The organism is Polaribacter filamentus (assembly GCF_002943715.1).
GTDB lineage: Bacteria > Bacteroidota > Bacteroidia > Flavobacteriales > Flavobacteriaceae > Polaribacter > Polaribacter filamentus.
This window is the reverse complement of the sequence record NZ_MQUA01000004.1, coordinates 344446-355499: the sequence shown is the minus strand read 5'-3', so window position 1 is coordinate 355499 and position 11054 is coordinate 344446. Positions and strand designations below refer to the sequence as shown.

12 protein-coding genes, 1 tRNA gene and 2 pseudogenes are annotated in these 11054 nt (G+C 29.5%); 7 read left to right on the top strand and 8 right to left on the bottom strand.

The genetic code is table 11. The annotated features are described in order from the left end of the window. Positions 1-51: 51 nt before the first annotated feature. The 5 genes and pseudogenes from BST83_RS01590 to BST83_RS01575 all read right to left on the bottom strand — a co-directional run. A pseudogene (locus BST83_RS01590) lies at positions 52-747 on the bottom strand (IS256 family transposase, variant Zn-binding type); the annotation flags it as partial. Positions 748-759: 12 nt separating this feature from the next. Beyond that, positions 760-951 (bottom strand): annotated as a pseudogene (locus BST83_RS21670) (IS1/IS1595 family N-terminal zinc-binding domain-containing protein); the annotation flags it as partial. 317 nt (positions 952-1268) lie between these two features. After that, a tRNA-Arg gene (locus tag BST83_RS01585) sits at positions 1269-1342 on the bottom strand. Positions 1343-1400: 58 nt separating this feature from the next. Beyond that, a complete protein-coding gene (locus BST83_RS01580; RefSeq protein WP_104808279.1) occupies positions 1401-1631 on the bottom strand; it encodes a putative signal transducing protein in 231 nt (76 codons plus the stop codon). 11 nt (positions 1632-1642) lie between these two features. Further along, entirely contained in the window at positions 1643-1795 is a 153-nt protein-coding gene (locus BST83_RS01575) for an SsrA-binding protein (protein ID WP_104808278.1), read from the bottom strand. Between the two features lie 434 nt (positions 1796-2229). On the opposite strand from BST83_RS01575, the gene BST83_RS01570 reads away from it, so the two are divergent. The 4 genes from BST83_RS01570 (at position 2230) to BST83_RS01555 (ending at position 5438) form a co-directional block, all read left to right on the top strand. After that, the gene (locus BST83_RS01570) at positions 2230-3162 is read left to right on the top strand and encodes a calcium/sodium antiporter (RefSeq protein ID WP_104808277.1); all 933 of its coding nucleotides are present in this window, start codon (positions 2230-2232) and stop codon (positions 3160-3162) included. A gap of 280 nt (positions 3163-3442) precedes the next feature. Next, entirely contained in the window at positions 3443-3754 is a 312-nt protein-coding gene (locus BST83_RS01565; protein WP_104808276.1) for a hypothetical protein, read from the top strand. Position 3755: 1 nt separating this feature from the next. Beyond that, complete coding sequence (locus tag BST83_RS01560) at positions 3756-4805, top strand: SMP-30/gluconolactonase/LRE family protein (protein WP_104808275.1); 1050 nt, start codon at positions 3756-3758, stop codon at positions 4803-4805. An 18-nt stretch (positions 4806-4823) separates the two neighbouring features. Continuing rightward, positions 4824-5438 carry a DUF1684 domain-containing protein gene (locus BST83_RS01555; protein ID WP_104808302.1) on the top strand — a complete coding sequence of 205 codons (615 nt, stop codon included), beginning with the start codon at positions 4824-4826 and terminating at the stop codon, positions 5436-5438. A 349-nt stretch (positions 5439-5787) separates the two neighbouring features. Here BST83_RS01555 and BST83_RS01550 read toward each other — a convergent pair whose 3' ends face one another. Beyond that, positions 5788-6489, bottom strand: coding sequence for a crotonase/enoyl-CoA hydratase family protein (locus BST83_RS01550; RefSeq protein WP_104808274.1), 702 nt, complete (start codon positions 6487-6489; stop codon positions 5788-5790). A 171-nt stretch (positions 6490-6660) separates the two neighbouring features. On the opposite strand from BST83_RS01550, the gene BST83_RS01545 reads away from it, so the two are divergent. Beyond that, entirely contained in the window at positions 6661-7962 is a 1302-nt protein-coding gene (locus BST83_RS01545) for a voltage-gated chloride channel family protein (protein WP_104808301.1), read from the top strand. Between the two features lie 11 nt (positions 7963-7973). Here BST83_RS01545 and BST83_RS01540 read toward each other — a convergent pair whose 3' ends face one another. Together BST83_RS01540 and BST83_RS01535 are read right to left on the bottom strand one after the other, a co-directional pair. Continuing rightward, positions 7974-8960, bottom strand: a complete 987-nt coding sequence (locus BST83_RS01540; protein WP_104808273.1) for a BT_3928 family protein — start codon at positions 8958-8960, stop codon at positions 7974-7976. A 64-nt stretch (positions 8961-9024) separates the two neighbouring features. After that, on the bottom strand, positions 9025-9558 hold the full coding sequence (locus BST83_RS01535) for a DUF1599 domain-containing protein (protein WP_104808272.1): 534 nt from the start codon (positions 9556-9558) through the stop codon (positions 9025-9027). A gap of 84 nt (positions 9559-9642) precedes the next feature. On the opposite strand from BST83_RS01535, the gene BST83_RS01530 reads away from it, so the two are divergent. Together BST83_RS01530 and folP are read left to right on the top strand one after the other, a co-directional pair. Continuing rightward, the gene (locus BST83_RS01530) at positions 9643-10224 is read left to right on the top strand and encodes an LOG family protein (protein ID WP_104808271.1); all 582 of its coding nucleotides are present in this window, start codon (positions 9643-9645) and stop codon (positions 10222-10224) included. After that, positions 10224-11045 carry a dihydropteroate synthase gene (folP, locus tag BST83_RS01525; protein ID WP_104808270.1) on the top strand — a complete coding sequence of 274 codons (822 nt, stop codon included), beginning with the start codon at positions 10224-10226 and terminating at the stop codon, positions 11043-11045. The genes BST83_RS01530 and folP overlap by 1 nt, the downstream gene beginning before the upstream one ends. Positions 11046-11054 lie beyond the last annotated feature (9 nt).

The window sequence follows — 11054 nt, the reverse complement described above, 5'->3', positions numbered from 1 at the left end:
AAAAAATGGGCGTAATGGACAAAATGGTTGATCTTTTTTCTAGTAATTTTATCAATCCATTTTCGTTTTTAAAAAATCATTTACAAATTTGATCTTTCTCTCTTTTGTCAATCCATTATGATTTCTTAGTTTGTTTTTTAAATCAGAAAAATGACCATCAATCGTGTTAGTTGTGTTAGGAATATTTAACTCATAATTTTCATACCATGCAAATAACCATGTCATATTCGTGTTAAGGCTTCTGTATGCACTTCTGAGTCTTTTATGAGTAAAGTGACTTTTACCTGTTTCAATATTAATGGTTCGCTCATTTAAAAAGCTTTCCCACTTAATAAACCACATCTTTAATACACCTTCAAATGATTCTTTATCAATGCTTTTTAGCAAAGCTACGTGTATTTTCAAATCAATAGATGCATCCATTTTCGGGTTTTTAGTTATATATCTTCTTATTGCAGCAACTTGATGAAATTGACAGAGTTGAACAGGTATATCATTAAATGCTCCAACTAATCCTTTTCTACCATCACAGACGATAGCAACTATCTCAAAACCTTTTGATTTTAGTTCATTAATTCCCCTTATGTATAAAGCGTTCGTTTCTGATTTTACGTAATACCAAAGAAGATTTTCTTTACTGTAAGCATCCTTAAACAACATTAATCCAAAGCTTCTTCCCCAATAAGTTGTAGACACTAAAACAATAACTTTCTTAGGTACTACTTCTGCTTTCTTTTCTTGATAAAGATCTAGCTTACGTTATATAGTTCTCTTTGAGCATCCATATTTATTTGCGAGTTGTATGTAAGTTTGTTTTCCTCTGGTATACTCATCCCAAAGAAAATTTACTGAGATTTGTTTTCCACCAGTAAAAACTTTCTTACAATCCAAACACTTGTAACGCTGTTTACCTAATCTAATACCGTATTTATGTGTGATTAAGCTATCACAAAATTTGCATTTTTTTTATTCAAAACCTTTGATTTGGCTCAAAGCTAATAAACAAAAGTGGTAAGGAAATTTTTGCCAACTATTTTGTCTATTACATCTCAAATGAATAACTTTTTTTAACTATTTATAATGAACAACGGGTTTAAATTATATTAATCTGTTTTCATAAAACTAAAAAAAGGTTGTTTTTAACACCATAAAAAAAGAGTTTTTAAATAGTTGGCAAGATGAAATTCAAAAAAGGGGGAGTATAGGGGGAAAATAAACATCAAAAAAAAGTAACTATCAAATTATTAGATAGTTACTTTTGTAATCTGTGACCTCGACTGGATTCAAACCAGTAACCTCTTGAGCCGTAATCAAGTGCGCTATTCAGTTGCGCCACGAGGCCGTTAAGCGGGTGCAAATATAATAGCATTTTTTTTAATAAAGAAATCTACACTTGTTTTTTATTCGTTTATTTTTTCGTTGTAATCGTTAATGGTTTTTTTTGCCTTTTCTAAGTCAGCATCTAATACATGAACTTCAACAGAATCCATCTGTTCTCCAAAACCTCCTAATCTAGCTGATTCAAATTTATCCTTTATAATGTAGCTTATATCTGCCGTGTCTAATAAATTCTTTACACCATTCACAATAATATTAGATCCTGTAAATAGTTTAGTGTGTTCTGTTTTCATAATTTTATATTTTAATTAAGTGAATTTATCGTTACAAAAGCTCTCCAACCAATAACAGCCAATTGAAATTTAGTCGCTTTAGAGATGTCTAACTTTTGCTTTGTATATGATGGTAAAATAGCTTTATTAATTTTAGCTAAGATTTTAAACATTTGTAATTTCATTTTAGTTTGATTGATGGTCAAATTTAATAAAAATAAACAACAAATCCATTCTCGAAAAGTTTGTCATCAAACTTGCTGATAAGCAAATAGCAAATCAAAAATAGTATTTATAATTCTTAAACATATATGAACTACAATCTAGGATTTTAAAAGTTAATAAATAACACCAATTTCAAAATTATTATTTTCACGTTCACTAAAAGAACTTTTTCCAAACAACTATTCTAATTAAACTTTCACTTTTTAGGTGGAGCAAAAATATAATTATTCGTACAAATAAAAATACAAATCCTACAGTAAAGTTTCTAAGCAATTATCTAAGTTATTAAAAAGTAATAGAAAACCCATCCATTTTATACTCTTCAAATGTACTTTTAATTTTTAAGTTTTCTATAAAGTACTAAAAATGTATCTTCGCAATAAATTTAAAAAAGATGAATTTTTTACTAATAATTGGTGGTTTAATTTTATTGATTTTAGGAGGGAATTGGCTCCTAAAATCAGCAGTTGCTTTATCTTTAAAATTAGAAATTCCAAAAATTATCATTGGAATGACCGTGGTTTCATTTGCTACTTCGGCTCCAGAACTTATTGTTAGTATAAATGCCGCTTTAAATGGTTCATCGGATTTAGCTTTAGGAAATGTAATTGGTTCTAATATTGCAAATTTAGGCTTAGTATTAGGTATTACGCTGCTTCTTGGCTCAATGCATATAACAAAGAGTTTTTATAAAGTTGACTGGCCAATAATGATGATTGCCTCTGCACTACTCTATTTATTTTTATATACTGATAAAGTAATTGAGCAATTTGAAGGAATTATTCTATTTTCTCTACTAATTATATTTTTAATATATCTTTTAAAATATCAAAAAACAGCCGTTATAGACGAATTGCCTGAAGATGATGTGCCTTTACCTATTTATAAAACTGTTTTATTTTTTGTTTTAGGAGGATTAGGTCTTTACGGAGGCTCAGAATTATTAATAAAAGGCGCTACTGCTTTAGCCCTAGAATATGGAGTTACAGAACGTGTTATTGCGGTTACAATTGTTTCTATCGGTACTAGTATCCCAGAATTAACAGCGTCAATTATTGCTGTAATTAAAAAGGAAAAAGCTATTTCTTTGGGGAATTTAATTGGTTCAAATATCTTTAATGTTTTTGCAGTTTTAGGAATCACCTCTATAATTACGCCTATTTCCGTTACTGATGAAAGACTTTTAACGAACGATATTTTTTGGATGCTAGGAATCTCATTTATTATTTTACCGCTCGTTTTTCTTACAAAAAGATTGCGCTTAAGTTGGAGGGAAGGTCTACTGTTAATAATAACTTATTGCATTTTTATTTATCAGACCTTATAAAAAAGTTCTTCAACATTTATAAATTTTAAAAAAATATTCTTTTCATTTTTAAGAATTTGAAGTTTTACTAAAATATAAAGTCCCAATTTGACCTCAACTTTTTGCAGCTATTTTAACGTAAATTAAGGGGATTAAAACCGATGCTCAGCAGAATTTTCATGCTTTTTTACTTGAGTTTTAAGTTCTACTTGTAATGACTATTCCATTTTTTCGCTAATATTAATAGGAAAGAACTTCATAAAATAATTGAATGTTGTATTTTTATGAAAAGAATTTAATCATGAAAAAAATTAATACTACTTATTTAGTCCAATTGCTGCTATTATTATTTGTTTTTGGAATACAAAGTTGTGCTTCGAAAAAGAGCTCAATTATTGTAAACAAAAAAGTAGTTACTGAAAAATACAAAAGCAATCCATCGAATAAAAATATTCTATACTTAATAGCTGGTAAAGAGGTTTCACAGACCTATATAGAAAATATAAAACCTGGAAATATTGAATCTATGAATGTTATTAAAGGTGAAAAAGAAATTGCAAAATATACAGACAAAAAATATGACGGAATAATTATTATTAAATTGAAAAAATAAAATGAAGTTTAAAAAAAGGATTTTTATTGCAACAACCATTTTATTATTACTTTTTGTAGCAAATATTTTTATTTCTACCGGATTTTTTAGATCGATTGAAAACAAGTTTAATGGCGAATTAATTCAAAAAATAAATATTGAAGGTGCAGAAGATATTACCATCAGTAAAAAAGATAGTTTTGCCATTATTTCATCAACTGTAAGAAATAAAACACCAAATAAAGCGCAAGAATCAGGCGGCTTATATTTTATTGATTTAAAAACGGATTCTTATAAACCCATTCTTTTAACTCAAGAGTTTAAAAAACCATTTGCTCCTCACGGAATTTCTATCTTTCAAAAAGAGAATGTCACCACAATTGCTGCAATTAATCATACTGATAAAGGCGAATTTATTGAGATTTTTACTTTAGTTGACACACAATTAACGCATCGAAAAACATTAAAAAACGAACAAATATTTAGTCCAAATGATATTGTTTTACTGGATGAAAACAGATTTTATTTTACAAATGATCATAAATATAAAAATGGAATTCAGCGTTTATCCGAAGATTATTTAGGCCTTTCAATTTCTAATGTCATCTATTTTGATGGTAAAAACTACACAGAAGTTGCTAACGGAATTGCCTATGCAAATGGCATTAATTTAGACGCCAAACGAAATTTAGTTTTTGTGGCTTCACCAAGAAAATTTCTGATAAAAGTGTATCAAAAAAATGAAGACAATACGCTTACTTTTATAGAAGATATTGATTGTAAAACGGGAGTTGATAATATTGAATTTGATGAAAACAATGATTTATGGGTTGGTGCTCATCCTAATTTATTACATTTTGCTTCCTATGCAAAAGGTGATAAAAAAACTTCGCCTTCAGAAATCATCAAAATAAAATACACTAAAAAAGACGATTATAAAATTGAACAAATTTATATGGATGATGGCTCTAAAATGTCTGCTTCAACTGTTGCTGCGCCTTTTGGAAACACCATTTTAGCAGGAAGTGTAATGGATACTCATTTTCTGGTTTTAAAAAGAAATTCCAACTAATTGTATACTTTAGCAGCCATGAAAAAAATTACACTACTTTACTCTTTATTATTAATTATTGCCTGTAATTCGCAAGACAAACGTCCTTTAATGGGTAAAACTGAATATCAGCAAGAACTAAATGCAAGTTATAAAGATGCCTCAAAATCGCCTTTAAAAACAAAAGATTTAAAAAACTTTAAAGGATTAGATTTTTTCAAGATTGATTCTACTTTTATTGTAACTGCAAAATTGACAAAAATAGCAAATGCGCCAACTTTTGAAATGGCTACCACAACAGATAGAAAACCTTTGTACAAAGAATACGGAATCTTAAATTTCACCTTAAACGAAAAAGATTTTGAGTTAATAATTTACCAAAGTCAAGACGATTTAAGTGATGAAAAATACAAGGACTACCTCTTTTTACCCTTTACAGACAATACTTCTGGCGACGATTCTTATGGCGGCGGCCGATATATGGATGTACTGATTTCAGACGAAAAACCAGATGGTACCATTAAACTGAACTTCAACAATACATACAATCCTTATTGCGCGTATAATGAAAAATATTCTTGCCCATTAACACCTAGAAAGAATCATTTAGATTTTGAAATAAAAGCGGGTGTGAAAATTTTTAAGAAATATTAATTATTTTGTCATTTCGAAATGAACTTTTTTTAAGCGATTGAGAAATCTCTTAAACAATTCAATTTCTTATTATTAAGATTGTTATTAATTTCAGAAGCTATTTCCTGCTTTCCTCTGTATTTTTTTGCTTAAACAAGCAAAAAAGATGCCGTTTCAATCAGGGCTAGGATTGCTTAAAACCTTTTCATAATCTTAAAACTATAGGTTATTTTAATAGCCAATAGTTTTAAGAAATCTATAAAGCTAGAACATAAACTTAGCCCTGATTGAGCGGACTGTTTTAGCTCTTTTTTGAGTTTTTACGAAAAACAAAGCGAGTAGTGAAAGCAGGAAATAGCTTCTAAAAAAATTAAGAATTTAAAGAAATTTCCCCTGCTAAATCTAACTCTATAGCAATTGCCAAAGCTTCTAAATGTGGTTTTCTAACTTTTAATTTGGTTGCTGCATGTGCTTTCTTGTTCAGTTTTGCAAACATTTCTGCCACCTTAATTGCTGTTGGCAACAAATCGTCTTCTGGTACAATTACATCTAAAAAACCAGCAGTAATTGCCTCTTTAGAACTAAAAACCTCGGCATTATTTACGCTTCTATTTAGGTATACTTCAGAAAGGCGAGATTTTGCAATTGCAATTCCTGCATAATGCATCGTCATGCCAATCATTACTTCATTTAAACCAATTTTAAAGTTGCCTTCTACACCAATTCTATAATCTGCAGACAATAATAAAAACGCGCCTTTCGCAATTGCATGACCATTGCAAGCAATAATAATTGGTTTCGGAAAAGACAACATTCTTAAAGATAATTTTGAACCTTTTGTAACTAATTCTTTTGCAGATTCAGGTGATTTTGTCATCACTTTTAAATCAAATCCACCAGAAAAAATCCCAGCAGTTCCTGTTAAAATAATAATTTTATCTTCTTGTTCTGCTTTGTCTAAACCTGCATTTAAACCCGCAACAACTTCATGAGAAATAGCATTTGCCTTTCCGTTATTTATGGTAATAATTGCATAATTCCCTTCTGATTGATATGTTACAAATTCGTTCATTATTTTTGTTTTAAAACTTTAAACAATTTACAATAAAATTTTAAAAAGCAGCATATTTAGCTGTAAAATGATACATTATAATGCATAAGCTCTTTATTTTTATTTGTTTAAATTTGCCCAATCTCAAAATTAAAAATTTGTATCCCTTTAATGCAAGAGAATCTAGAATATATGGATAAAATTAAAAGGTTCTTTCTTTCTTTTAAACAAAGTTCTTCTTTGTTTTTTCTTTTAAAATGGACTTGTATTTGTTTACTAATTGGTGGATTTACAGGTAGTGTCTCCGCTATTTTTTTATGGACTTTAGAGTGGGCAACAAATTATAGAGAAGCTAATCTGTGGATTATTGCATTGTTACCTCTTGGTGGTTTTATTATTGGTTTATCTTATCATTTATACGGTGAAAGTGTTGTAAAGGGAAACAATTTATTGCTTGAAGAATTTCATTCTCCTAAAAAAATAATCCCTTTTAAAATGGCTCCTTTAGTATTTTTAGGAACTGTACTTACACATTTATTTGGCGGTTCTGCAGGTCGTGAAGGAACTGCAGTACAAATTGGTGGCGCAATTGCAGATCAGTTTACTAAAATTTTCAAACTTTCTAATTTAGATAGAAAAATTATATTGATTGCAGGTATAAGTGCAGGTTTTTCGTCCGTTTTTGGAACACCTTTAGCTGGCGCAATTTTCGCACTTGAAGTAATGATTATTGGACGAATAAAATTTGATGCTATTATGCCAAGCTTTTTAGCAGCTATCTTTGCAAACTATTTTTGTGATATTTGGCAAATTTCTCATCACACAAACTATACTATTTCGTCTGTTTCAGATTTAACACCGGCAACAATTTTATGGTCTTTATTAGCCGGTATTATTTTTGGGTTGGTAAGTATGTTGTTTTCAAAATCTACGCACTTTTGGGGTAATCTATTTAAAAAACATATAAAGTATCCTCCACTTCGCCCGGTAATTGGCGGAGCTGTTTTGGCACTTGTCGTTTATTTCATGGGCACTACAAAATATATAGGTCTTGGGGTGCCAACAATTGTTGATGCTTTTAATATCGATTTGAATTCTTATGATTTTTTCTTGAAATTAGTGTTCACTTCATTCACTTTAGGTGCCGGGTTTAAGGGAGGAGAAGTAACACCTTTATTTTTTATAGGCGCTACTTTAGGAAATGTATTAATTTGGTTTATTCCATTACCAATGGGTTTATTAGCTGGAATGGGATTTGTAGCTGTTTTTGCAGGAGCAACAAATACACCCATAGCCTGCACTATAATGGGAATAGAATTATTTGGAATAGAATCTGGAGTATTTATTGCACTGGCTTGTACAACATCCTATTTGTTTTCTGGCCATTCTGGCATTTATTCCTCTCAAATTATTGGAAGTCCAAAACATGTATTTTTAAAAAATGAAAAAGGACTATCTCTAACAGAGATTCAAAATAAAAGGAGTAAGAAGTAATCCTAAATAATTTATAACTCTAAATCTTCAGCATCGCTCCAATTTTTCTTTTGAACAACCGTACCTTTGTTTAAAATAATAATTCCAGGATTTGCTCTAATCATGGTTTTTAAAGTTGTTTCATCACAAAATAAAAACTCAAAAGGCAACTCAAATTTATTTTTTGTCAACTCAATGATGTCAGAAAAAGAAGCCGAAACCCCATAAACTTTATACCCTTTTTCAATAGCTTTATCTGCAATTATCTTAATTTCTGGAAAACCTTCAAATTCTGATTTATTCAAATTAGAAGCGATAACTAGCATCACTTTTTCCATTTTTAGAATTTTTGGTGCTAAATCATTTTGAGAATCTTCTAGCATAAAATCATGAACAGGCGGTATTTTTCCATCATCCTTGTACTTCATTCCCTCAGAAATATTTTTACCAATTGCATAGGCTCTAAAATCTATAATTGGCAAATGTGTTAATACATGTTGTACAATAAACATAAAACCAGCCAAAGAAACTAACGTAATTACTTTTGGAATCTTACCACTAAAAATGGGTTTTATAAGTTTCACTTTTATTAATAAAATGATAATTAACGCAATTAAAATTACGTTTTTATAGAAGGTTTCCCAAGGAGTTAATTTTACTGCATCTCCAAAACAACCACAATCTGTTACTTTATTGTAATGCGCAGAATACCAAGTTAAAAACAAGAAAACGAGTGTTAAGAAAAACAAACTCCAAACAGTAAACTTTTGTTTGTAGCCTATTAAAATCATCACTCCTAGCAATATTTCTGCAACAATTAACACTATTGAAAATATTAATGCATACGGAATTAAAAACTCCATATTTAAAACACCTTCAGAAAAGTATTCTTCAAATTTATATTGAGAACCTATTGGGTCTACCAACTTTACAAAGCCTGAAAATATAAATAAAGCTCCTACTAGTATTCTTACTATTTGAACTAAGATAAATGTAAATGTGGTTTGAGCTTTTCTCATAAAAAATTGTCTTTATTCTACTAAATTATATTTATAAAACTTTAAATTCAAAATTCAAAATTAATTATGCTAAATGAATCATTGCAAAAACCGCATAATTAATCATGTCTTGATAATTAGCATCAATACCTTCAGAAACTAACGTTTTCCCTTTGTTATCTTCAATTTGCTTCACTCGTAATAATTTTTGTAAAATCAAATCCGTTAAAGAAGAAACACGCATTTCTCTCCAAACTTCGCCATAATCATGATTTTTATTCATCATCAACTCCTTGGCAATTGTACTGTGTTTATCATATAAAATAATAGCTTCTTCGGAGGATAAATCCGGAGTTTCTACCACCCCTTTTTCTAATTGAATTAACGCCATTATTGAATAATTAATGATTCCGATAAATTCAGATTTCTCTCCTTCATCTACCATTCTCACTTCATTTTCTTGCAACTGACGAATTCTCTGTGCTTTTATAAATATCTGATCTGTTAATGATGGTAAACGTAAAATACGCCAAGCACTGCCATAATCAGACATTTTTTTTATAAATAAACTTCTGCAACCTTCAATCACAGCATCATATTCTTTTGATGTATCTTGCATTTTTTGTAAAAAAGTATTTTCTCAAAAATAGTAAAACTTAAACGTAATTCGCTTATTTTTACTGTGAATTTATCAATCATACAAATGAAAAAAATTGTTGTTTTTTGTGGTTCGAGTTTAGGTTTTAATCCTATTTACAAAAAAGCTGCTGTAGAACTTGGAAACTATTTTGTAAACAATAATATAGGTTTGGTGTATGGTGGTGGAAAAATTGGAATGATGGGAGTTATTTCTGATACGATGCTAGCTAAAAATGGAGATGTTATTGGTGTAATTCCTAAATTATTAGAGAAAGAAGAAGTTTTACATAATGAAGTTGAAGAAATGATTGTTTGCAAAAACATGAGTGAACGAAAAGTAATCATGAGTAAATTAGTAGATGGCTATATTACCCTTCCTGGTGGTTTTGGAACTTTAGATGAGCTTTTTGAAGCACTAACTTTAAACCAATTACAAATAGAACAAAAACCTGTTGGTCTTTTAAATGTAAATGGCTTTTTTGATGCAACTTTATTGCAATTAAATAAAATGGTAGAAGAAGGATATATCAAACCTCAAAACCTAAAATTATTATTAGTTGCAAGCACTGTAGATGAATTACTGCATAAAATGAACAACTACAAATCACCAGAAATAAGTCATGTAATTAATAAAGTTGTACGTTAATGACCATAAATTGTAAAGGAAACTTAATAGATGTATCATCACCAAAAGTGATGGGGATTTTAAATATTACTCCGGATTCATTTTTTGACGGAGGAAAATTTCAAAACGAAAAAGAGGTTCTTTTACAAACAGAAAAGATGCTTTTTGAAGGCGCGACTTTTATTGATGTTGGCGCATATTCCTCAAGACCAGGTGCTCAACATATTTCGGAAGCGGAAGAACTTAAAAGAATTGTTCCGGTTATAGAATTGCTAATAAAAAACTTTCCTGAAATTATTATTTCTGTAGATACTTTTAGAAGTAAAATTGCTCAGGAAACCGTAGATGCTGGCGCAGCAATTATCAATGATATTTCTGGTGGAAAAATGGATGCAAAAATGTTTGAAACAGTTGCTGATTTGCAAGTTCCTTATATATTAATGCACATGTTAGGCACACCACAAAACATGCAACAAAATCCGGTTTATAAAAATGTTATTCAAGAAATTATTTCTTTTTTTGCCGAACAAATTTTTAAACTTCATCAACTAAAATTAAATGATATTATTATTGATGTTGGCTTTGGATTTGGAAAAACCAATCAACATAATTTTGAGATTTTAAAGAATTTATCACTTTTTAAAAGTTTAGATACACCTATTTTAGCCGGAATTTCTCGTAAATCAATGTTGTATAAAACCTTAGATATTTCTGCACAAGAAGCTTTAAACGCAACCACATCAGCAAATACAATAGCACTTTTAAATGGAGCAACTATTTTAAGAGTTCATGACGTAAAAGAAGCGATTGAAGCTGTAAAAATTGTGGAACAACTTAATTAATTTTGTACT